The organism is Clostridium sp. LY3-2, from assembly GCF_024705715.1.
Taxonomy (GTDB): domain Bacteria; phylum Bacillota; class Clostridia; order Clostridiales; family Clostridiaceae; genus Clostridium.
Genome location: NZ_JAMDLQ010000025.1, coordinates 1 through 25,160, shown reverse-complemented (window position 1 = coordinate 25,160; position 25,160 = coordinate 1). Strand labels below are relative to the sequence as shown.

Genomic DNA, 25,160 nt, shown 5'->3' with positions numbered 1-25,160 from the left:
TCACTCCTTAAAAGTATTTTTAATCTTCTATCTTTAATAATTGATCAACAACTCTTTGAGTAGATTTTCCGTCAAATTGATCAAAGAATGTTTTTCTAAATTTATCTAATTTATCAAGTTCAAAATTTTCTTCTTTTATTACTTTTATCATACCATCTATATTTTTTACAATAGGTCCTGGTACGAAAGTTTCATAAGGATAGTAGAAATCTCTACTTGCTATATATTCATCTAAATCGTATGCAAAGAATATCATAGGCTTTTTAAGTAATGAACATTCAAAACATACTGAAGAATAATCTGTTATTAAAATATCTGTTATAAATAATAAATCATTTATTTCTCTTTCAGATGATAAATCTATAACGAAATCTTTGCAAGTATCAGGAATAACAAATGGAGTATTTATAAATGGATGTAATTTAACTATTACTTTATAGTCTTCTCCAAACTCTTTTCTTAATTTTTCTAAATCGAATTTATCAAAATCATAATAAGCTGACTTTTGTCCATTCCCTCTAAATGTTGGTGCAAATAATATAACTTTTTTATCCTTTAAACTAGGATATTTGCTATATAAAGTTTCTATAGTTTTATCTTTATATTCTTCATCAAAGAATATATCTGTTCTAGGCACACCAGTTGAAACTACTGAACTTTCTGAAATTCCAAAAGCTTCAGCGTAATGAGATCTTATTGATTCAGAACTAACTATAGCCTTAGTGTAGTTTCTGTGGTTTTTAGACCTTGCCTTTGGACCACCTTTTTTACCAAGTCTACTAAATCCAAAAGTTTTAAAAGCTCCTGTTGCATGCCATAATTGAATAACATCAACGCCTTCTCTGATTTTAAATTTGTATATTTGAGGATAGTAATCATCAAGTAAGATGTACCTGCTAGTTGAAATATAATAAACTAAAGAATACATATCTTTTAAGCTTCTAGGTGCCGTTATACTAGGTTTTAGTATATGATTTATCTCATATCCACCTCTACTTAAAAGTTCTTTATGAATAAATTCAAAGTTACCTGAAAAATCAACCCTACTATCTGATAAAAATACTACTCTATTATTTCTTATTTTCATTCTTTTAGTAAAGAAGTATACAAATTGTAGAGATTTATTTCCGAGCTTTCTTTTTTGTTTTTTAATGTATTTTTTAAACTTTTTAACTGTTTTACTTTGACTTTTTACAAGCTTGAAATATTCTTTTAAAGAAACCTTTTTATTTATAGATTCTACAACAAGTCTTCCTTTAGAACCCTTTATTCTTAAACTTTTAGCTCTTTTATAACTATTTAAAGCTAAGAATTTTTGCTTTTTAACTTTAGGGTCTCCTAAATAATTTAAAGGGTGCTCTATTTCTTCACCGTTAGCATTTATATATATTGATATCTCCCACGTACCTTGTGATAAAGGTCCCATATTATCAATAAATTCTAAGTCTATAAACCCGTAAAAACCTGAGTAATCGTAATTGTATTTACCTTCTCCACACTGTTCTGTTATATCGCTTCTAAAAACGTTTTGTGCAGGAATATAATACTTTTTCTCTTTATTTTTTATAATAAGTGATTTTTTAACTCTGTGGTCTAAATTTATAGATTCTCCCTCAACGAAGGCATACCCGCCAAGATACAGTCGACCTGTTTCATCGACCCACTCTAATTCGTCTATATATCCAAGAACTCTTTTCATAATTTACTCTCCTAATTATTAGAAATTAATTCGTGTTCAACATATATTATTCCCTTACCAGAAGTATCTTCTTTTCCTGTAACTTCAAAGCTTCTCTTGTTTGAATATCCTACAAAGAAAATACCTGTACCCTCTCTAAGTTCTCCTGAAAGCATATACTTTCCTGGTAATAAATCAGGCTTTAATCTTATTTTGATAGAATGTTCCCCCAAATCATTTTGAACTAAATATGATTCTTCCATTTTATCACTGCTATATATCTCATTTGTATCTGCATCTCTTATAGTAAATGACCATTTTAATCCTGGCATTTCTTGCTTTATGATGTAATCAAATGAATATTCTATATAATCTTTATATTTAAATTTAGAACCATCTTTAAATTTAAAGTTCTTAACTTCTATAAAGTCTTTCTTATCGATAGCTGTTTTCTTTTCTGTCTTTTTCTTTTTAGTTTCTTTTGCTTTTTCTTCTTTTAAAAATGTTTCGTATTTAGGGAGTATATCACAAGTATCTCCGTAATCTATTAAGTGACCATCTTTAATCCACATACATTTAGTACAAAAAGATGATACTGTATAAAGAGAGTGACTTACGAAAAATATTGTTTTACCAGATTTTCTAAATTCACTCATTTTTCTTAAACATTTTGTTTTAAAAATATCGTCTCCTACAGCTAACGCTTCGTCAACTATTAAAACATCTGGATCGACATTAACAGAAATAGCAAATCCTAATCTTGATTTCATTCCGCTTGAATAAGTTCTAACTGGTTGATATATATAATCACCTATATCAGCAAAGTCTATAATATCTTCGACTTTAGCTTCTATCTCGCTTTTTGTATAACCTAGTATAGCCCCTTTAACAAATATATTTTCATATCCTGTTAATTCGTCATCAAATCCTGAATTTAACTCAAGTATAGCTGAAATCTTACCTTCAATTTCACAGCTACCTGAAGTCGGTGCTACTACACCTGTTATTATTTTTAAAAGAGTAGATTTACCTGCCCCGTTTTTACCTAAAACTCCGACAGCTTCTCCTTTTTCAATATTAACATCTATATTTGTAAGAGCGTCATATTCAATATAGTTTTTTTTATTGAATATTAAATCCATAACTCTCTTAAAAGGTTTTTGATATATTCTATATGTTTTACATATATTATTTAATTTGATAGCGTACATAATTATAATCTCCTTCTATAAACATTATAAAATGTCTGCAAAGTAATCTCTTAATTTACCATGGATAAATATACCGATTACAAATAAAATTATTACAACTGCCCAGAAATAAGCTGTTAAAACTGGACTTTCGAAGAACCACTTTCCATAGAGCATAGATTCTCTAAATCCTTCTATGATATAGAAAAATGGGTTTAATTTTACTATCATTTTTATAGTTCCATGTAAATTTTCGATTGGCCATAAAATTGGACTCACCCAGAATATTAATACGATTATAGAGTTTAATAAAAACTCTAAATCTCTACTTACAACAACTAACGCTGACGTAGTTAAAGATATCGCAACTAATAAAATTCCCGCTGCTACTGCATAATAAATTATTTGAATCCAGTAAATATTCGGAAATATACCATATGCAAAACATACTAAAAATCCTATCCCTACAAACATAAAACTACTAATGAATGCTGACAATACTTTAAAAGTTGGTATTGTAGACACTGGAAAAACCATCTTAGTAACTAAATATTTATTTTTTCTTATTGAACTTGCAGCTGGAACTAAAGTATCTCTTATAAAGAACCAAGGTAGTAGTCCTACTACAAGCCATGCCATATAAGGTACATGCTCTGGACTTTTTCCACCCTTTAATCCAACTTGAATTGTAAACCAATAAGCAAAAACAAATATTAGGTTTTTAATAATAGGCCACGCTATTCCAAGGGCAGTTCCAGAAAACTGCTTCTTAAGATCTTTTTGAGCCATTTGGAATATTTGCTTATAATTGCATATATGCTCACGCCATACTAATTTTAAGCTTTCTAAGAAATTCATAAGTCTTCTCCTTCTAAATTCACCTTCTATTTAATTTTCTAAATAACATAAGGTTATGTATCGTTAACTAGCTAAATTATATCACATTTTAAAGATATCAATTCACCTATTTTAAGTTATACCACAATTTCTATGTGTATTTATTTAAAAACTCTTAACTTTTAAATAAAAAAAATACTTCAAAACAACAGTTTTTAAGTATTTGGTAGAGCGTATAGGAATCGAACCCATAATGTACCGTCCGTAGCGGTAAGTTATATCCATTTAACTAACGCTCCTTATTAGCCTTTAACAGCATAATATTAACATAAATCTAATGTAAGTGCAAATTAAATTAAAGATATATATCGGAAAATTCTATTTCTAACTGTTGAATTTTGTCATCACTGTTCATTTTCTTACTTTCTCTTATATTTACTTCTTTTTTGTTAGGGAATTTTAAAATTATCTCTGTTCCAACGTTAATTACACTAGCTATATCTATTTTACCATTTTGGGCGTAGACTAGCCCCTTTACTAAATCTAATCCTATACCAGAGCCCATCTTACTATCTGAATCTTCTGCTTGTTCGTATCTGTTAAATATTAGTTCTAACTTATCACTACTTATTCCTCTACCTGAATCCTTTATATGAATATTTATATAATCATTTTTAGCAAACACATTAACAAATATACTTGTATTTTCTTTAGAATATTTAATAGAGTTTGAAATTATATTTATAAGAATTCTATCTAATGCGTCCGGATCTATCCCTATAATTACTTCCTCTTTGTTTGTATCAAAAATTATATCTATATTTTTTTGCTTTGCATATTTATCTATTGATATTATTAAGTTTTCTATAAAACTTATAACTTCTATATTTTCTTTATGTATCTTGTAGCAATTATTTGATATTTTAGCTGCGTCTACCATATTATTTGCAAGTTTTAATAACTTATAGCTATTTCTTCTTAATATATCAAGATATTCTACAGTTTTTAAATCTTTTTTTATATTATCTCTACTAAGTAATAGTTGTACCACACTTATAATAATATTTATAGGTGTTCTTAAATCATGAGATAAATTTATTATAAAATTTTCACCATCTTTATTAACTTTAATTATTTCTTCTAATTGTTTTGCAATTTCTTTATCTTCTATTTCGTTAAGGCTATCTAATAATTTATCTATTTCTTCATTCATAGTAACATCCCCTAACTTCTTACTATCTCTAATTTTATCATTTAAAAAGACATGTAACAACCATTTTATGTAATTTAATACTTTTTTTACTTATGTTTATGGTGGTTTTTTTGTTATAATTTACATAATTAAACTAAATAAATTCATATACTAATAGTATTTACTGAAAGGAGGTTTTTAACATGGCTAATTTTTATATACTGACAGATTCATCTTGTGATTTACCAAAGGATTTAATAGAAAAAAACTCAATAGACTATTTAGGACTTATTTGTAATTTTAATAATAAAGATTATATTGAAGACTGTGGCACATCACTTTCTTATTCTGATTTTTATGAAGAAATACGAAAAGGTACTATGCCAACTACTTCTCAGATAAATAGTTTTAGATTTTCAGAAACTTTTTTAGAATATGCAAAATCTGAAAAACCGCTTTTATACGTAAGTTTTTCTTCTAGTTTAAGTGGAACTTATAATAGCGCCTTAATTGCAAAAGAAGAAACTTTAGAACAGTATCCAAATGCTAAAATTGAAATAATAGATAGTAAATCTGCTTCTTTAGGAGTCGGTTTACTAGTAATGGAATCTTGCAAATTAAGAGATTCAGGTTATACTTTAGATGATGCAGTAAAATATTTAAATGATTTTAAATATAAAATTAATCATATATTTACTGTAGATGATTTAAATCACCTTAAAAGAGGTGGAAGAATTTCAAGTGCAGCTGCTACTTTTGGAAGTCTTCTAAACATAAAACCTATTTTAAGAGTTTCTAATGAAGGCAGCTTAGTTAGCTATTCAAAGGTAAAGGGAAGAAAAAAATCTATTAAAACTCTTTTCGAAGAGATTAAAAATAGAATTGTAGACCCTCAAAATCAAACTATATATATTTCTCACGCTGATTGTATGGAAGATGCTTTAAAATTATCAGATATGATAAAAGAAGAGTTTTCTATACCAGTTGTTATAAATTATATAGGTTTAGCAATAGGTAGCCACACAGGTGCAAATGCACTTGCAATATTCTGCACAGGAAATAATAGAGAAGAAGATTAAATTGAATAATCCCAAAGTTCTTAGCTAAAACTATCCTTAAAAGCTACAGATAGAAAGGGGATTTTTATGAAAAGTCTTAAAAACAGTAAAACTCTATTAAACTTAGCTAACTCTTTTGCTGGCGAAGCTCAAGCTAGGGATAGATATACTTTTTATGCTGAAAAAGCAAAAAAGGAAGGTCACAAAAAAGTAGAAGCAGTTTTCTTAGAAGTTGCAGATAATGAAAGAGCTCATGCTAAAGTCTTTTATGACTTAATAATTAAAGGATTTAGTCATGATATTATAACTGTTGATTCAGGTTTTCCTATAGGAATTGGTAGCACCTTAGATAATTTAAAATATGCCGCAGAGGGTGAGCATCATGAATGGGGATCTGTGTACCCTGAATATGGAGACATAGCAAATCGGGAAGGTTTTTTAGAAGTTTCTGAAGCTTTTAAGCTTATAGCATCTATCGAAAAACACCACGAGGCTAAATTCAAATCTTTATACGATGAAATGAGTAATGATTTGCTTTATAAAAATAGCAAACCTATTACTTGGCGTTGTAGAAACTGTGGTTATATTTTTGAAGGTACAGAAGCTCCTGCTTCTTGCCCGTCTTGCCACCACCCTATAGGATTCTTTGAAAAAGTTTTATAATATCATGGTTTAAATTAATACATACCATATACAGATACAAAAAAGAGATTACGCCTAAGCGTAATCTCTTTTTATTTAAAATACATTAAATTTAGCAAAGCTTCCCTTAATTGAAGAAGATACTTCTAATTTAGCCCCTATTCTCTCCTTTAGCTCTTCTCTATGAGATATTACTCCAACAAGTCTACCTGCACTTTGTAAGTCTAAAAGAGTTGAAATTGCAGCTTCTAAAGACTCATCATCTAAAGTACCAAAACCTTCATCTATAAAGATAGTTTGAAGGGATACTCCTCCTGATGATTCTTGAACTATATCTGACAGTCCTAGCGCTAGTGAAAGTGATGCCTTAAAACTTTCTCCACCAGATATTGAACTTATATCTCTTTCTTTTCCTGTATTTGCATCTATTATATCTAAATCTAATCCTTTAGCACCTGCACCCTTTGCTTTATCTGTTTTTCTTATTAATTTATATCTACTGTTTGTCATCTTCTTTAATCTAATATTTGCAGCATCTATAATATCTTCAAAATAAGATGCTAAAACGTATCTTTCAAAACTTATATAAGGTGCTGACTTACCGCTAGTAGTGTTTGCAAGTTCTCCGATAACTTTATACTCTTTTCCCGAATCTTCAAACTTTGAGTTTAAATCTTCTATGTTTTTAAGCATAGTTTTGTTATTTTTAAGGATAGATATCTCTTCTTCTCTTAACTTATCAAGATCTTTTTCTTTATCTAAAAGGATATCTAATTTTTCCTTTACTTCTTCTATATCTATATTTTTTAAATCTTTACACTTTTCATCTAAATCCTTTTTCTTACCTATAGTTTGGTTTAATTCTATAATGTATCTATCTATATCTTCTTTTATTTTTAAAGCACTTGATATAAATGATTTTATTTTTTCATATTCTTCTTTAGATTCAAATCCTTTTTCTAATATATCTTTTTTTATTTCTAAATTTAAAGATTCTATTTCTTTTTTTAATTCATCTATTATTTTAATTCCTTGAACTTTTTCTGATTCTAATTTATTTAATTTTATTTTAGAGTTATCTCTATCTTCTATAGATTTTTTTAAGAGTAATTCTAAATTCTTTAGTTCATTTTCTTTTTCTAATATTTTATTTTCTAATATTTCTAAAGAAATTATATCTTTTGGAATCTCCTCTTTTAAAGCTTCATATTTTGATTTTATTTCACCTATAACTCCAGATAAAATGCTATCTTTATTATTTATATTTTCAAGCTTCTCTTCTAATCCTTTTATAAAAGCTATAGTTTTTTTAACTTCTTCTTCTAATTTAGATTTATTTTTTATTTCTTCATCTAAGCTTTTAATTTTATCTTCTATATTTTTTATTTCTTTTGAGACTTTCTTCCCTTTTTCTAAGAATTCCTCTAAAATCCCATCTTTATATATGCTTTTATTAAAGCTTTCTAAAAACTCATCCATATCTTTTTTAGAAATTTTAATATTATTATTTAAAATTTCAAGTTGGTTTAGATAAGCGTTCCATTCTTCTCTATTTTTTTCAAATAGCTCTTTTGCTTTTTCTAAAGCTTCTTCTGTTATAGCTTCATTTGTTAAAATTGCTGGGCTTGGATGGTTTAAAGAACCGCATACAGGACAAGGTTTATTTTCTTCTAATCCTTTAGCTAAAACACCAGCCTTTTCTTTCATAAAGATATCTTGCGTTTTTTCGTATTTTTCTTTTATCTTTAAATACTTTTCTTCTTTTGTTTTAATACCTTTACTTTTTTCTTCGTGATTTGTTTTTGCTTTTTCGTATCTTTCAACTATCTTATATGCATCTCTAAGTTTTACTATTTCAGCATTTCTTTCATTATTTTCTTTTTCTAGATTTGCTTTTTCTATCTCTAAATTACTTATATTTTTAAATCTATCTTCTAAATCTTCTTTTTTTATTTTAGATTCTTCTATAAGCTTTTTATTCTTTTCTTTTTCTTTAATTAAAGAGGTTTGCTCACTTAACTTCTCTTTTACTAAATCTTTTACCTTATCAAACTCTAAGATTTTTGGTTTTATATCTTTAAGCTTTGATATTTCTATAGTTATTTCTTTTCTTTTAGGTTCCTTTGATTCTTCAATTAAAACCTGATTTTCTAATCTTACTAATATTTCTTTATTTTTTTCAATTTCTTTAGATAAATTTATATTTTCCTCATATCTTTTTTCAAGTTTTAATTCATTTTCTGTATTTTTATCTTCTTTAAATTTTATTTCTTTTGCTAAATCTATCTTTTTTAAAATAACAGTTTTTTCTTCTATATCTTTTTCCCTTAATTTTAATTCTTCTAATTTCTTTTCAGTTAACTCTCTATCTTCTAAAAGCTTTTTCTCGTTTTGAGCTTCTATCTTTTTTTCCTTTAATAAATCTATATCTTTTTTTAAACTATCTAATTCTTTTTTGTTTTCTTTATATGTTTTTTCTTCTTCATCTATAAGAATTTTAAGGTCTCCTATAACTTTAATGAAGTCCATATACTCATCATTAATAATATTATGTTCACCTTTAATATTACTTATAAAAGCCCCCATCTTAGTTCTTAATTCTTCTGTTTCTTTTCTTAATTCCCTCGCTCTATCTTCTAGTTTGATTTGAATCTTTTTAAAGTTGTATGTGTTAAATATTTTTCTAAATATTTCTTCTTTATCTTTAGAAGGTGCTACTAATAGTTTTTTAAATTCACCTTGAGGTAGCATAACTATTTGTTTAAACTGGTCTTTAGTTATCCCTAATATCTCTATAAGCTTTGAATCTACTGTCTTTGGCTTTGTAATAACCTTACCATCAGGCATTAAAAGCTCTGCTTCAGCTTTTTTTATAGTAGTTCCTTCGCCTCTTTGTTTTGCTCTCTCTTGAGTTGGACTTCTTCTTATTTTATATATCTCACCTTTTAACTCAAACTCAAGTTCAACAAAGGTTTCGTCTTTTAAAGTTGCAAAATCACTTCTAAGCTTTTCAGCATCTGTTCTTAGTTCACCGCTCCCCTCTCCGTAAAGGGCATAACATATAGCATCAAATATAGTAGTTTTACCCGCTCCAGTTTTACCTGTTATAACAAATATGTTTTGTCCGTTAAGTTCTGTAAAATCTAAGGGCTTTTGAGTATCTCCATAAGGCCCAAACGCTGATATTGTAAGTTTTGTTGGTCTCATCCTATCTACACCTCCTCTTTTAATACTTCATTTATTACTTCCTTTATGATATCTTCCTTAATATCATCGTACTCGCTATTACCGAAGTTTTCATAAAACTCTTTGAAAAGTTCCTCTTCTGATTTTACTTTAAAGCCTTCTTTAGCAGAATCTAAATTAGAGTTATCTCTTTTATTTTCTCTAGTTATTATCATAGTGTTTTTATAAACTGCCCTTATTTTGTTCATAGGGTCTATAAGTTCACCCTCGTCAGTTAATATAGCCTGAATGTAATCATCTCTTCCGTCTTTTAACTCTCTTCCCTCTTCTATAAGGCTATCTAACTCACCCTTAATATTTCTTAAATCCCTTATAGGAATAAGTTCTTTAAAATCTATTTCTATTTTTTTATCTTTATCTATAGAAAGTACAACTACTCCCTTTTTTTGATTTACTTCTGAAAAAGAATATTTAAGAAGGGAACCTGAATATCTCATAGTTTCTCTTCCTATCTTTTGTCTTCCGTGAAGATGACCAAGTGCTACATAATCAAAATCATCAAATATTCTTCCATCAATAATATCAGTTCCACCTATAGCTAAAGGCCTTTCTGAATCTGATACTTCTATATTAGCTTCTTCATAACTTGTTATATCCTCTTCTTTATTACTCATAGTTACATATCCATGCCCTACAAGTATGTTGCGTTTAGTCTTATCTAAATCTTTATTTATTATATCTAATGTAGCTTTCATAGAATCGTTGTGATTTCTTATCTCTTTATCTTCTAATAGCTTTCTAACTATTGCTGGGTCTTTATATGGAATTAAATAAAAATTAACCTCTCCAAATTCATCATTTAATGTTACCTTTTTATATAAAGATTCATACTCACCTGCAATATATAATCCTTGCTTTTCTAAAAGTTTATTGCTAAAGCTTATTCTCTCACCACTATCATGATTTCCTGATATAGCTATTACTTTTATTCCTAAATCTACTGTTAGTTTACTTAAAACTTCGTCTAAAAGACTTACTGCTTCAACTGGAGGTACTGATCTATCATATAAATCTCCTGCTATTATTAAAACATCAGGTTTTTCTTTTTTAGTTAACTCTAATAATTTATTTAATATTATCTTTTGATCTTCTATCATAGACATCTCATTTACAATCTTTCCGATATGCCAATCACTAGTATGAATTATTTTCATAAATACCCTCCCTAAAAATTAAAATAAGGTAGAGATGAATCTCTACCTTTATATTTTACTATATTAATTATTTCTCTTCACTAAATCTGATTTTATATCTCTTAAAATAAAGAATATAAATACTATTGTTCCTAAAATAAGAGGTAAATCTGAATATGATGTGCTATATAACATATTGATTGGAGTAACTAATATATATATAGGTGTCATCGCATATATAGTTAAAGATGCCATATCTTTAAACTTAGTTCTTATTCTTAATGCCATACTTATAAACACACCTATAGCTGTTACTATTAATATATCTAAAATAGTATTTATAAGGTTAAATACTGAGAACATAATAATAGCTACTGGAATCATAATTTTGCTTGTATATTTAACTTGGTCTATTATGTTTTGTTTAGTTAAACCGTTTGGAAATAAATCTGTATATTTAAAAGTCTGATTCATTCCTCCACCTTCTATTTCTAGCCCATCTTTAAGTATTAAAACATAAGCACCTTTACTAGGATATTGATTTTTTAATTCTGATGCATTATTTAAATCTATTTTATTATCTGCATAAACTAATGCTCCAGCTTCTTCAACCTTTATTGGTGCTTCACTTAAGTTTAAAACTCCATCTTTAATACTGAACTCATTTTTTGATGATTCTAATTCAGTTATTGTTTTGCTAGTGGCTTCATTTACTTTGTATCCTATGTATACTCCTTGAATCGCACTTACTATTAAAAATAATATAAATCCATATAAAACTGCACGACCGAAACCTTCTTTTACGTATTTAGGAAATGTTTTTAAGTTGTACAGATTGTTTTTTAATTTTATAAAAAAGTTATCCCTCTTCACGTCTCTTCTCCTTTAATTATCTTATTTTGAATATTTTACATATATATCTTATCATATTAGTTAAACATTATAAATTTTATATTTGCTTGTTTAAAAGATTTTTTACTTGTCAATAATTCTAATATATCACGTTTAGGAGGCGAGTTTATGAAATTTAAAGATATAAAAGTTAAATATAAAAAATCCCTTACGGCATTATTATTAACTATTGCTACAATATTAATAATATTATCGCTTCAAGGCTTTAAGTATAAGTCATTTTTAACAGAGTATAAAAGTTATTTTAACGATAATAAATTTAACACAGCTAGTAATTATTTATCTGAAAACTGTAACTTTAATCTTTTTAGAGAGATACTCCTTGAAAATAACTTATCAAATTATTTTAGAGAAAAATTAGAAGAAGTAAATAAAGGACTTGAATCTAAAACTTTAAATTCTGATGATGCTTTTATAATAGCAAACGAAATTAATAAATATAATTTAGCTAAAACAGAAGTTACTGATACTTTATCTGTAATTTCTAATAATATTAGTGATAATTCTATTTTAACTAAAGGTATATCTGAATTTGAAAAAGGTAACTTTAAAGAAGCTATAGAAACTTTAAGTTCTATACCTAAAGATGATTTATCTTACTCTACTTCAACTAATTATATAGATAAAAGTATGAGTTCTTTAAAAGAAGCAATCTTAAAAGAAGCTTCAAACCTTTCAAAGAATGATTATTATACTAAAGCTATAACACTTTTAGAAAATAATTTAGATGTCTTAAAAAACGATAAAGATGTCTTAAACAAGATAGATGAACTTAAAAAACAAAAGGATGAATATCTAAATACTACAACTAAAAAAGAGCCTTCAGCTCAAACTTCTAATATAATAACTAGTATTTCAACTTCAAATATAAATTCACTTTGGGTTGAAAGTCTTACTCCCTACCTTATATTTGTAGACCAACCCTCTCAAAAGACTTATATCTATAACGGTAAGGTAAATGATTGGAGCTTAGAAAAGGAAATGCCTTGTTCTACAGGTATAAAAGGAAGAGAAACCCCTAGTGGTGTATTTGATATTCGTGAAAAAGGAAACTGGTTCTTCTCTGAAAAGTACGGTCAAGGTGGAAAATACTATACTCAATTTAAAGGCGATTATTTATTCCACTCCCTTCCTTACGGAAAAGATGCTAAAACAGTAGTAGATTATACTTTAGGAACACCAGCTTCTCACGGGTGTATTAGATTAAATTTAGATGATGCTAAATGGATATTTGATAACATCCCAAAAGGAACAAAGGTAATAATTAATTAGTGTTATAATAACCTTATCTTTTATAATAAAAGATAAGGTTATTTTTTAGGAGGAATTATATGAATATCTTTATTCCAGAAAATGTTCAATTTATAATAGATGAGTTTTATAAAAATGGTTTTGAAGCCTTTATGGTTGGAGGTTGCATTCGTGATGCTCTTCTTTTAAAAACTCCAAAAGACTATGATATAGCAACTTCTGCCTTGCCAAACGATACTATAAGTCTTTTTAATAAAACTATACCAACAGGCTTTAAACACGGAACAGTTACAGTTTTAATAGGCCCTGAGCCCTTTGAAGTTACAACTTACAGAAAAGATGGTGACTACAAAGATAATAGAAGACCAGATAGTGTTAAATTTGTAACTGATATAAGAGATGATTTATCTAGAAGAGATTTTACTATAAATGCTTTTGCTTACAATAAAAAAATAGGTCTTTTAGATTTTTTCAACGGAAAAGAAGATTTAAATAAAAAACTTATCAGAACTTGTGGCAATCCAGATAAAAGATTTAAAGAAGATGCTTTAAGGATGATTCGCGCAATTAGATTTTCATCTCAATTAGATTTTTCTATAGAAGATGAGACTTTAAAATCTATAGAAAAGAATAAAGAACTTTTAAAAAATATAAGCGCTGAACGTATTAGAGATGAACTTACTAAAATACTTATTTCAAAAAACCCTAAAAAAGGATTAAACCTTCTAAAAGAACTTAATCTTTTAGAGTATGTACTTCCTGAAATAGTTCCAACTGTAGGTTTTAATCAGCACAACCCTTATCATAATGAAGACGTCTTTTCACACATACTATCAGTTGTAGAAAATACTCCAAATGATTTAATAGTTAGGTTATCTGCGTTATTTCACGATATAGGTAAGCCTGATTCTTTCTTCTTTGATGAAAACAACAAAGGTAGATTTTATGGTCATAACACAGTAGGAGAAAAAATAACTAAAAAAGCTTTAAGACGCTTAAAATTTGATAACAAGACTATAGACAGAGTCTCAAAACTAGTTAGAGAACATATGAATGTTTTAGACCCTCCTACTAAAGGCGCTATTAAAAGACTTATAGGTAGAGTTTCTTTAGATGATATTTATAATCTTTTTTCTCTTCAAGAAGCAGATATAAAATCTTTAGCTATAAATAAAGAACCTCTAGCTAAATTTTATATTATGAAAGAAAAGGCTATCGAGATAATAAATTTAAAAGAACCTATTTCTATAAAAGATTTAGATATCGATGGAAGCGCATTAATTAAAGAATTAAATATTAAGCCCTCTAAAATAATAGGAGAAATCTTAAATCACCTTTTAAGTTTAGTAATAGATGACCCTTCTTTAAATTCATATCCTATTCTTTTAGAAAATGCTACTAAATATATAAAAACCTTAGGAAATTAATCCTAAGGTTTTTTTTAATGTTTTAATTCGTCTAATTCTTCTTTTACTTCATCAAGTTCTTCAATAACTTCTTCTACTTCTTCTTTGAAAACCCAAAGTCTATTAACTACATAATTTAATACCATAACAAATCCTGTAGCTACAACCATAGCAATAAGTTTATTTAGATTAAAGAAGTCAACAGCTACATACATTATTAAAGCATTTATACCTATTCCTACAACATTTAAAAGAATAAATTTTATAGATGCTTTAAGCTTAGCTTTAGCTGAACCTTTGTATTTAAATACCCAAATAGAGTTCCATAAATAACTATGAACAACAGCTATACTGTTTGCAATTATGTTTGCTGCTAAGTAATATACTCCAAGCCAATTTAAAACAATAAATAATACCCAACTTATAAGAGTATTTAAAACACCTACTATAGCAAACTTAGCTACTTTTTTTGATTCTTCTACTTTAGCTGAACCCTTTTCCATTATTCAAAGTCCCTCTCTATTTTAGTATCACAGTTTTTAGTTATTTCGTTCGTAATAGGTGATTTAGAGTTATCAGTTCCTGAATATTCATCAATAAAGTATAAAGGTCTTCTCTTAACTTCTGTAAATATTCTACCTAAGTATTCTCCTATTATTCCTAAGAATATAAGTTGAATTCCTCCGATAAATAGCATTACGCATATAAGGCTTGAATAACCTGGTACGTCAACACCTGTAACTAAAGTTTTAACTACTGTATATATCATATAAACAAAGGCACAAAATGCTGTTATAGTTCCTATTATAGTTGATAATCTAAGTGGTGCAGTTGTAAATGAAGTTATACCTTCTATAGCTAAATCTATTAATTTAAAGTAATTCCATTTAGTTTCACCTGCAACTCTTGGGTCTCTGTCAAACTCTATATCTTTTTTCTTAAATCCTATTAAACTAAACATTCCTTTAGTGTATCTTTGTTTTTCTGGGAATGCTCTAAGTGCTTCTATTGCTCTTCTGCTTAAAAGTCTAAAATCCCCTGTATCTGTTTGAATTGGTACTTTTGATACAGATTGTAGAATCTTATAAAACTTTTTTGAAGTCCACTTCTTTAGCCACGTTTCGCCGTCTCTGCTTCTTCTTTTTGCAAATACATCATCATAACCTTCTTCATAATATTTAAGCATATCTATTATAAGTTCAGGCGGATCTTGTAAATCTGCATCTATTATTGCTACTGCATCTCCTGTAACGTAATCAAAAGCTGCTCCCATAGCAACTTCTTTTCCGTAGTTTCTAGAAAGATTTAAGTAACAAACTCTGTTATCACTTTTTCTATAGGCTTTTACTATGTCCAAAGAACTATCCTTACTTCCATCGTTAACAAATAAGAATTCTAATTCGTAGTTTGGAATACTTTCTCCTAGTTTATCTAATCTTTTATAAAGATGTGGCAACGATTCTTCTTCATTATACATAGGTATAATTATAGATAATTTTTTCATTTTAACTTTCCTTTCGAAATAAACGTGTATTATTTTAATTTAGTTTTTTCTAAATTTTTCTAAAATATTACATAAATTTAAATGTCTATAACATTATATCACAATGGATTTTAACATCAATACGTCACCTTAATTACTCATATTTTATTAAGAAATTTCTCTTTAAACATTTAAATCATTATAGAAATGAGCTAAACTTTCTAGCTCATTTCTTTTTTATTTATATTTCTATCTCTTTTTCTAAATAAAATAAATAAAGGTAACTAGCTTTAACTTTCTTTCCAGTTATTTTTTCTAAAGCTTCTTTATAATAATTTAATTGAATCCTATACTTTTTCTCCATCTCTTCTTTTACGTTATCTTTAACGTAATCTGTTTTGTAGTCAACTAAAACTATCTCGTTATCCTCTTCAAAAAATAAATCTATAACTCCTTGAAGTCTTACCTTTTCGTCTTTTAAACTATCAGAAATATCATTATTTAATTCTTTTACTGATATTTCTGTAAAGAAAGGTAATTCTCTATGAATCATTTTATTATTTTTAAAAGCTTTTAAAAGTCTTTTTCCTATATCACTTTTAAAGAACTTTTGTATCTTAAAAGGGTTAACGGCTTCTAATTCTTCTTTGCTTATAAGTTCGCTATCATACATTTCTTCTAGTTGCTCTTTTATGCTGTTTATATTTTCTATTCTATCGTAGTCTATTTTTTGCATAACAAAGTGAACTGCCGTACCTTTTTCAGCACCTGATAGACCTTTTTCTTCTTTCATAAAGTTTGGTTTTACAGTTAGCTTTTCTTTATAAAGACTTTCACCTTCATAATATTCAATGCTATCTATATTTGCTTTCTTTAAATCTGAAACTGAATAGTTACTCTTAATAGTAGTTATTTCACTAAAAGGATATTTATATCCTAACCTGTGATTAATTTCTTCACTTATATCTGCACTTGGACATCTTATAAAGGTGTTATCTATTGCAATTTCATCCACATCCTCTAAAGTTTTTTCCACAGACAACTCTGATTTTTCCCACAGCTTAACTTTCCACATCGAGTTATCAACAACTATAGCCCCTAAAGAAACTCCTATTTTATTTCTTAAAACTTCTCCATCTTTATGCTTGCAAAGCGCCATTCCAACCCAATCTAGATATGATTTACCTTTAAGCACTTCTGACTCTGATACCCTACTATCTAAAATATTAGCTGCACTATACCACTTTTCCACAGTTTTATCTATATCCCTAGCTGAACCAACTATTATAAGTTTCTCTTTTGCTCTAGTAAATGCAACATAAAGTATTCTCATTTCCTCTGATAGAGTTTCAAGTCTAACTTTTTTCTTTATAGCTTCTTTAGCAATAGTCGGATAACTTAATCTTTTTTCTAAATCTATACAATCTGGTCCAAACCCTAAATCATCATGATATAAAACAGGATTATTTAAATCCATAAGGTTAAATTGTTTTCCACTACCAGCTACAAAAACTACAGGAAACTCTAACCCCTTACTTTTGTGGATACTCATTATTCTAACTACATCTTCATTTTCTCCAAGAATCTTAGCACTTCCCATATCTCCTGATGATTTTCTAAGCTTATTTATAAAGTTTATAAAATTAAATAAACCTTTAAAGCTTGTAGATTCGTATTGCTTAGCTCTTTGGAATAATATTTTTAAATTCGCCTGCCTTAAAACTCCGTTTGGCATAGCACCTACATAGCCGAAATACCCAGTAGTCATATATAAATACCAAATAAATTCATCTATAGGCATATAAATCGCCTTATCTCTCCAAAGTTCAAGATTCTCTATAAATTTTTTGCATCCCTTTAATAATTTACTAGATACAGAAGCTTCACCATTTGCTATAGATAAAATATTTTCATAAAAATACTTACTTTTATCTATCATCCTTATATCTGCAAGTTCCTCTGAATTAAACCCTACTATAGGCGACCTTAGAGTAGCTATTATAGGAACATCTTGCCTTGGATTATCTATAACTTTAAGAAGAGACATTATAGTTCTTATTTCTATAGATTCAAAATATCCTGAGCCTGTATCTGCGTAAACTGGGATCCCTTCTAAGCCTAATTCATCAACAAAAACATCTGAGAAGTTTTTAGTAGCTCTTAAAAGTATTACTATATCTTTATATTTAAGAGGTCTGTATTCTCCAGTTTCTTTGTCTACTACTCTAAACTTTTCATCTTCTGAATTATTCATAAGCTCTTTTATTCTTTTAGCTACTACCCTAGCTTCTAGATTTATTGAATCTATATCATCTTCCTCATCATCAAAAGAACCGGTATCATTTTTATCTAATATATGAAGTTCTAAAGGCCCTCCAACAGTAGTATCTTTTTCTGCGTCTTTAAAACTTGCTCCTAAATTTAAAGCTTCCTCGTCAGTGTATTCTAAATCCCCAACACTTAAAGACATAGTTTGTTTAAATATAAAGTTACATCCATTTATAACTTCTTCCCTACTTCTAAAGTTCTTATAAAGCTGTATAACTCTATCATTAAAACCTTCTTCTCTTTTATAAGAGTTATATTTTCTTAAAAATAGCTCTGGCTTAGCTTGCCTAAACTTATAGATACTTTGTTTTATATCTCCAACCATAAATACATTTGGATTATCTAAATGCTTTCTTGAAACTAAATCTATTATAGCCTCTTGAACGTTATTAGAATCTTGATATTCATCTACTAAAACTTCATCAAAATACTCTCTAAATTTAATAGCTACCTTTGATGGTCTTACTTCATTTTCGTTTCTATCTTCTATAAGGATTTTTAAGCATAAATGTTCTAAATCATTAAAATCTAATATATTTTTTTCTTTTTTCTTTTCACTAAACCTTTTACTAAATTCTAAAGTTAACCAAGCTAGTTTTTTCATAAATGGATAGCAAATTTTAATTCCATTTAAAACCTCTTCTGGCTTCATAGAAAAAGTCTTTTTAAGTTCTTCTATCTTTTTCTTTATTCCATCCCTAGATTTTTTAACAAACTCTAAAGAACTTTCATCCCCTACAGCTGTTTTCTTAACTGTTTTTAATCTTCCAAATGTAACTCTTAATAAGCTCTCATTTATACTTATTAAACCATTTTCTATATTTCCTCTTAAATTAACTAATCCAGTTAATTCATCATTAAAGCTTGGAAGATACGGGTCTAACCCTTCTACAGAATTAATAATCTCTATACATTTCATATAAGTATTTATATAACTATCTATCTCTATAGCTGTATTTTCTGAAATTACCTTAAGCCAATCTGTTTTATCTAAATCTTCTATAGAATTTAAATTAAACTCTTCCGCTTTATCATAAAGCCATTTTTCAGGCCAAGGACCACTCATAGAGAATTTAAATAAGTCTAAAACTATTTCTTTTAATCTTAAATCATCACGACTGCTAGAATAAGCCTCAACTAAATCTAAAAATTCCTTATCTTCAATTTCGTAAAGTTCTTCAAAAAGTTCATCTATAATTTCATTTTTAAGTAAAACTCCTTCTGTTTCATCACCTATCCTAAATGCTGGATCTAAATCTATAGTGTGAAAATTATTTTTTATAACATCTAAGCAAAATGAGTGCATAGTAGTTATATTTGCCCTACTTAAAAGCGTTAATTGCTTTTGTAATACAGTTGAACTTGGGTTTTCTTCTAGTGCCTTAGTTATAGCAAATGCTATCCTTTCTCTCATCTCTGAAGCTGCAGCACTTGTAAAAGTAACTACTAATAACCTATCTATATCAACAGGGTTCTCTTCATTAGTTACTATCTTTATGATTCTTTCAACTAATACCGCTGTCTTTCCAGAACCTGCAGCTGCCGCTACTAATAAGTTGCACCTTCTAGTATCTATAGCTAATTGTTGTTCTTTAGTCCACTTTGTCCCCACCTAAAATCTCCTCCTTTCCATTAACCTTTTCATCTATCTTATTCCACAAATCATCATCACTCTTTTTAAGTACTATTTTGTATTTATTATCTTTTATACTAGTATCAAACTGACATATAGAAGAATAATCGCAGTATTCACAATATGCCATTTTAGGAGTCTTTGTAGGTTCTATTTTTATCTTGCCGCTTAACATATCTTCACAAAGCTCTACCATTTTTTCATTTACATATTTTCTTAAAAGGTCAAACTGCTCCTCTGTTGCAACTGATGAACCTCTGCTACTAAAATCTCCATCTTTTTTAAATGCAGCTGGAATTATAAGAGAAACTGTATCCATACTCCTATCCATAGCCCTTACAAGCTTTGCATCTTTTAATAAAAGACCATTCATCTTAAGCTTTTTAAGTATTTCTTTTTCCACCTCTTCTATATCCATATCATCTTTACTTTTAATTATTGGGTCATCTATTTTAAAGTAAAGTATAGCCCCAGGAACAGCCCCAGTTTTTAAGAAGTGCTCTGAATCTTTTATTAGGGCATCTAAATAAACTAATAGTTGCATTTGAAGTCCGTAATATAACTCATTTAAATCAAACTCCTTAGACCCTGATTTATAATCTATTACTCTAAGATACGTTTCACCATCCATATCTAGTTTATCTATTCTATCTATCCTTCCTGTAAGGCTTACCCTATCTCCTGATGGTAAATCAAGTTTTATAGGCTCTAACCCATCACTGGTTCCAAAAGCAAATTCATTTTTAAATACTTCAAACTCTCCTCTTTTCATCTGCTCTGAAATAACAGTTACAGACCTTGTTATTACTCTTTTAAATCTATCAGTGAAGTATTTATATCTCTTAGTACTGTTTAATATAGAATTGCTCTCTTCGTTTAATTTAGTATTTATTAAATGATCTACTATTGATTTGCATTTTTCTTTATTTAAATCAGACCAAGAAATATTTTCGTCTTTTATTTTTTTAGTAAACTTATCTAATATTTCATGCATAAAAGATCCAAGGTCTGGAGACGAAAACTCATATATCTTTCTATCCTTTGCCTTTAATCCATACTTTACAAAGTATGAAAAAGGACACTGAGCATACTTTTCTAATCTAGATACATCAAATCTTAAATTTCCGTACTCATTTTCATATAATGACCTTATCTTAGATTTATTTATCTTATCTCCTAAATTAGTGTAATAAGCTCCATCTACTATTAAATCTATCTTTTCTTTATAATCCTCTTCCTTAGAAAACCAAGTATAAACTTCATTCCAATAACTATCTATATCTTCTCTATCGCATTGCCTTCTAAGCGCTAGTATAAGCTCATTAAAGGTAGGTATTTTAGTTGTTACTTTATCAAACTTATCATTTTCCTCTGCATAGTTAAAAATTTCGCTTTCTTCTTTAAGATTTTTTATAACTCTTTTTAATCTAGGAATTATTATAGAAGGTCTTAAAGACTTACCTTCAAAGTCAGCCATAGGATAAGTTATCATCATATATCTACTAGCTATAGTAAGAGCTGTATATACCATAAATTGTTCCTCAAAGGCTCTTGATTTTGTGGTTTGAGCTAAATCTATCCCCATTTCTTTTAAGTTGTCTCTATCTAAATCTGAAAGTATACCTTCGTCTTTGCTAGCTGAAGGTAGTACTCCATCATTAACACCAATTATATATAAAGCTCTAACGTCTCTTCCTTTAATCCTTGCTATGTCTCCTATATTGACTTGGTCTAAAGCTACTGGAATTACTCCAATCTCCTTATTTTCAAAGCCAGTGTTTAAAACCTTATAAAAATCATAAACTGTTATCTTATCTTTTCCGAGTACTTCTACAGCCTGGTCTAAAACTTCCATAACAATAGACGGAACTTGCTCGTACTCTTTAACCTTGCTTTCTAACCCTTCTTTTGTGAATTTTTCTATAAATAAATCTACTGTACTAAATACATCTAAATCCACCAAAAACTCATATATAGAAACGCATATCTCTCTAACAGTTTTCTCTCCTTTTATTTCTTTGTGGAACTTTAATAAAGGTTCTCTTATATCTTCCATAATTTCTTTTATTTCTAATTCATCAGGATTTTCATAAATATCTTCTGAGTCCCAAAACCCTGCATTTACTTCTTTACTTTTCCATCTATTCCCCTTTGTTCCGTGAGCTAAAACGTAGTTTTCTAATTTATCTACATAATCTCTATCTATTTTAATAAGTCCGCTCTTTAGATATTTAAATACACTTTCATAAGACCAGTTTTGAATATATATTTCAAAAGCTGAAATTATTAATATAACTAATGGGTTACTTAATACCTCTATCTTTTTATCTAAAAAATATGGAATATCATATTGATTAAATATTACAGATGCCACCTTTTCATATAAATCTATATCTCTACAAACTACAGAGATATCTCTATACCTATAACCTCTATCTCTTACTAGCCTAACTATATCCCTAGCTACCATATCTATTTCATCATAACTATTATTAGCTTTATAAAGTCTTAGAGAATCATTTACCCCTTTATATATTTTAAAAGGATATGAAAAGAAATGTTTTTCTATATGAGAAAGCTCTTTAGAATCTCTAAACCTATAAGGAGTTCCTTTATTTATATCAATAGGTTCTAAATAACCTATATTATTTTCCTCCATCATTTTAACTATTCTTTTTTCAGTTGTACTTATTGCATTAAATATATCTGTAACTTCATCTTTATTAACAGAATTTCTATCCATACATAAAGTTATGTTTATCTTATCTGATACACTTGCAAGTTCTTTTATAACTTCCATCTGCTGAGGCGTAAATGTTGTAAATTCATCTATCCAAATCTCAGCGCCCTCATAAAGCTTTGAATATTTTAATTTTTTAGCTAATATAGTAAGTTCATCATCACTATCTATAAAATTATCTTTTATTTTCTCGTTATAATCATCAAATAGCTCTGATAAATCTATAAGTTTTTCTTTTAATTCTAGATCCTCTGTTTTTTCTGCACCTTCTATCAAAATTTCCTTGGAAATATTATATTTCTTAAACTCAGTTAAAGTTTTTGATACTATCCCTATAAAACCTTGTTTTTTTGAAATCTTATTAAAATACTCTAAGTCTTCTCCCTTTTCTTCTAATATTTTATAGATAAGCATACTCTTACCTTCATCTTTCATTGTTTTGTGGACTCTTCCAGAAACGTCCTCAAAAACTCTATGTGCCATTCTTTTAAAACTCAAAACTTCCGCTCTTAATAAAGCCTTTTCTCCAGCTAAAGCGAGTAAATCTTTTTCTGTTTGAAAGGTATATTGTTCTGGAACTATCATTATTAATCTATTTTGTTTTTCATCATTAATCTTTTTAGTTATTTGATTTAAGCAGAATCTAGTCTTACCTGAACCTGCTCTACCATAAATAAATCTAATTCCCATAAATTTATCTCCTATACTTTTATTTATTATAATTATATCAAAAATAAAGCCTACTCAATCTCTATTATCTTGAGTAGGCTATATATTAATTTATTCTATTATTTTTATTTTTTCCCTTTATAATATCTGAAATTTTATCTACTCCAATTATTATAAGTAATACACTAAATAATAATAATCCTGAATTTACATTTCTAAATATTCCTTGTGCTCTTAATAAAAGTGAAACACCTATAAAAAGTGTAACTGAGTTTAATATTTTAAATCCATTTTTAAATATATTTATAGCTGCTGGTATTATTAAAAATAATGTCCACCAACCATCAAATAATGATACATCCCAAAAACCTAATGCTTCACCTAAGAAAGCTAATCCTATTACAACTATTGCAATTCCCATAAATATATCAATTAATTTTTCTTTCATAAAACTTCAGCTCCTTTATTTTTAATTATAGTACACTTCTATATTTTAAACCACTTGCTATATTTTAATTATTTATATAAAAAAAACATCTAACTTAAGTTAGATGTTTCTGGCGGAGAATCCGGGATTTGAACCCGGGCGCCAGTTGCCCGACCTACGCCCTTAGCAGGGGCGCCTCTTCAGCCACTTGAGTAATTCTCCATGTGCCTTACATTTTAAATTTAAATATTTAAATGGCGGAGAGACAGGGATTCGAACCCTGGGTACCCGCAAAGGTACGCCGGTTTTCAAGACCGGTGCCTTAAACCAACTCGACCATCTCTCCGTATCAAAGACAAGTATGATTATATCAATGTAATTCTTTACTGTCAACAGTTTTTTTGAAATTTTACTTATTTTTTGATATATATACTTGTCTTTTTATTATTAATCTGGAATCAATGACTCATTAACTAAATTCAACTCGTCAAAAATAATATTATTTAACTCATTATTATCTTTTATTAACCATTCATTTATCCCTTTTTCAAATCTCATTTCTAAATTGCTCTCTTTTTTATCAAAATTTCCTGATTTTAAATTAGCAGTTACTTTTGAAATAACTAATTTATTAAAATCTTTTATATCTTTTGGATTTTTAACGTTAGATACTTCTTTACTAGCTTTATCTACTTCCTTTTCCATATCTGGATAAGTAAATTTTACTGTAGCTGATGCTGTATCATCTTTTATATTAACATCAGACATATCAAATGATATATGACTATAATATTCTTTCCCTAAATCTGACTTTACTAAGTCTAATTTTACATTACCAAATATACTTTCCATATTAGGGCTTACTATAAGACTTCTAGCATCTTCTATATTCCCTGTCTTTAGATCGTCAAATAATCTTTTAATAGATAAATCCTTATCACCACATCCTGTTAATATTAAAGCTGATAGCATAATAATGCTTATGCATGATATTAAAACTTTTTTCAAAATTCTCCCCCCTTTATTACTTATAATTATATACTCGAAGAAATAATTGTAAAAAGTATACTGTTTATATATTTTTTACTTATAAAATTATAATAAAAAAACACCTAACTATAGTTAGGTGTTTTTTGGCGGAGAATCCGGGATTTGAACCCGGGCGCCAGTTGCCCGACCTACGCCCTTAGCAGGGGCGCCTCTTCAGCCACTTGAGTAATTCTCCATGTGCCTTACGTTTTAAATGTAAAGATTAAAACTGGCGGAGAGACAGGGATTCGAACCCTGGGTACCCGCAAAGGTACGCCGGTTTTCAAGACCGGTGCCTTAAACCAA

Annotated in this window: 17 protein-coding genes and 4 tRNA genes; 4 read left to right on the top strand and 17 right to left on the bottom strand. The window is 28.2% G+C overall.

Annotated elements, in window-relative coordinates; translation table 11 throughout:
* Positions 1-19: 19 nt before the first annotated feature.
* The 5 genes from M4I33_RS08425 to M4I33_RS08405 all read right to left on the bottom strand — a co-directional run bounded on the left by M4I33_RS08425 (position 20) and on the right by M4I33_RS08405 (position 4,918).
* Complete coding sequence (locus M4I33_RS08425) at positions 20-1,699, bottom strand: CDP-glycerol glycerophosphotransferase family protein (protein WP_257916369.1); 1,680 nt, start codon at positions 1,697-1,699, stop codon at positions 20-22.
* An 11-nt stretch (positions 1,700-1,710) separates the two neighbouring features.
* Positions 1,711-2,889, bottom strand: coding sequence for an ABC transporter ATP-binding protein (locus tag M4I33_RS08420; RefSeq protein ID WP_257916368.1), 1,179 nt, complete (start codon positions 2,887-2,889; stop codon positions 1,711-1,713).
* A gap of 24 nt (positions 2,890-2,913) precedes the next feature.
* Entirely contained in the window at positions 2,914-3,726 is an 813-nt protein-coding gene (locus M4I33_RS08415; protein ID WP_257916367.1) for an ABC transporter permease, read from the bottom strand.
* A gap of 203 nt (positions 3,727-3,929) precedes the next feature.
* A tRNA-Arg gene (locus tag M4I33_RS08410) sits at positions 3,930-4,004 on the bottom strand.
* A gap of 56 nt (positions 4,005-4,060) precedes the next feature.
* The gene (locus M4I33_RS08405) at positions 4,061-4,918 is read right to left on the bottom strand and encodes a sensor histidine kinase KdpD (protein WP_257916366.1); all 858 of its coding nucleotides are present in this window, start codon (positions 4,916-4,918) and stop codon (positions 4,061-4,063) included.
* 182 nt (positions 4,919-5,100) lie between these two features.
* On the opposite strand from M4I33_RS08405, the gene M4I33_RS08400 reads away from it, so the two are divergent.
* Both M4I33_RS08400 and rbr read left to right on the top strand, forming a co-directional pair.
* Positions 5,101-5,976, top strand: a complete 876-nt coding sequence (locus tag M4I33_RS08400) for a DegV family protein (protein ID WP_257916365.1) — start codon at positions 5,101-5,103, stop codon at positions 5,974-5,976.
* A gap of 66 nt (positions 5,977-6,042) precedes the next feature.
* Complete coding sequence (gene rbr / locus M4I33_RS08395) at positions 6,043-6,618, top strand: rubrerythrin (RefSeq protein ID WP_257916364.1); 576 nt, start codon at positions 6,043-6,045, stop codon at positions 6,616-6,618.
* 75 nt (positions 6,619-6,693) lie between these two features.
* On the opposite strand, the gene M4I33_RS08390 is transcribed toward rbr, so the two are convergent.
* The 3 genes from M4I33_RS08390 to M4I33_RS08380 form a co-directional block, all read right to left on the bottom strand.
* A complete protein-coding gene (locus M4I33_RS08390) occupies positions 6,694-9,804 on the bottom strand; it encodes an AAA family ATPase (protein WP_257916363.1) in 3,111 nt (1,036 codons plus the stop codon).
* Positions 9,805-9,809: 5 nt separating this feature from the next.
* Entirely contained in the window at positions 9,810-10,997 is a 1,188-nt protein-coding gene (locus M4I33_RS08385) for an exonuclease SbcCD subunit D (RefSeq protein WP_257916362.1), read from the bottom strand.
* Between the two features lie 63 nt (positions 10,998-11,060).
* Entirely contained in the window at positions 11,061-11,849 is a 789-nt protein-coding gene (locus tag M4I33_RS08380) for a DUF1189 domain-containing protein (RefSeq protein ID WP_257916361.1), read from the bottom strand.
* A gap of 147 nt (positions 11,850-11,996) precedes the next feature.
* On the opposite strand from M4I33_RS08380, the gene M4I33_RS08375 reads away from it, so the two are divergent.
* Complete coding sequence (locus M4I33_RS08375) at positions 11,997-13,160, top strand: L,D-transpeptidase (protein WP_257916360.1); 1,164 nt, start codon at positions 11,997-11,999, stop codon at positions 13,158-13,160.
* Positions 13,161-13,219: 59 nt separating this feature from the next.
* The gene (locus M4I33_RS08370; protein WP_257916359.1) at positions 13,220-14,566 is read left to right on the top strand and encodes a CCA tRNA nucleotidyltransferase; all 1,347 of its coding nucleotides are present in this window, start codon (positions 13,220-13,222) and stop codon (positions 14,564-14,566) included.
* A 14-nt stretch (positions 14,567-14,580) separates the two neighbouring features.
* On the opposite strand, the gene M4I33_RS08365 is transcribed toward M4I33_RS08370, so the two are convergent.
* The 9 genes from M4I33_RS08365 to M4I33_RS08325 all read right to left on the bottom strand — a co-directional run bounded on the left by M4I33_RS08365 (position 14,581) and on the right by M4I33_RS08325 (position 25,050).
* Positions 14,581-15,048 carry a GtrA family protein gene (locus M4I33_RS08365; protein ID WP_257916358.1) on the bottom strand — a complete coding sequence of 156 codons (468 nt, stop codon included), beginning with the start codon at positions 15,046-15,048 and terminating at the stop codon, positions 14,581-14,583.
* Positions 15,048-16,049 (bottom strand): glycosyltransferase family 2 protein, encoded by a 1,002-nt coding sequence (locus tag M4I33_RS08360; RefSeq protein ID WP_257916357.1) that lies wholly within the window; start codon positions 16,047-16,049, stop codon positions 15,048-15,050. The genes M4I33_RS08365 and M4I33_RS08360 overlap by 1 nt, the downstream gene beginning before the upstream one ends.
* A gap of 220 nt (positions 16,050-16,269) precedes the next feature.
* Entirely contained in the window at positions 16,270-19,968 is a 3,699-nt protein-coding gene (addA, locus tag M4I33_RS08355) for a helicase-exonuclease AddAB subunit AddA (RefSeq protein WP_257916356.1), read from the bottom strand.
* Entirely contained in the window at positions 19,949-23,419 is a 3,471-nt protein-coding gene (gene addB / locus M4I33_RS08350) for a helicase-exonuclease AddAB subunit AddB (protein ID WP_257916355.1), read from the bottom strand. The genes addA and addB overlap by 20 nt, the downstream gene beginning before the upstream one ends.
* 85 nt (positions 23,420-23,504) lie before the next feature.
* The gene (locus M4I33_RS08345) at positions 23,505-23,846 is read right to left on the bottom strand and encodes a hypothetical protein (RefSeq protein ID WP_194192046.1); all 342 of its coding nucleotides are present in this window, start codon (positions 23,844-23,846) and stop codon (positions 23,505-23,507) included.
* A gap of 110 nt (positions 23,847-23,956) precedes the next feature.
* A tRNA-Ser gene (locus M4I33_RS08340) sits at positions 23,957-24,047 on the bottom strand.
* A gap of 33 nt (positions 24,048-24,080) precedes the next feature.
* A tRNA-Ser gene (locus M4I33_RS08335) sits at positions 24,081-24,171 on the bottom strand.
* Between the two features lie 101 nt (positions 24,172-24,272).
* Positions 24,273-24,833: a hypothetical protein gene (locus M4I33_RS08330; protein WP_257916354.1), complete on the bottom strand. Its 561-nt coding sequence runs from the start codon at positions 24,831-24,833 to the stop codon at positions 24,273-24,275.
* Between the two features lie 126 nt (positions 24,834-24,959).
* Positions 24,960-25,050: transfer RNA gene (locus M4I33_RS08325), tRNA-Ser, on the bottom strand.
* Positions 25,051-25,160 lie beyond the last annotated feature (110 nt).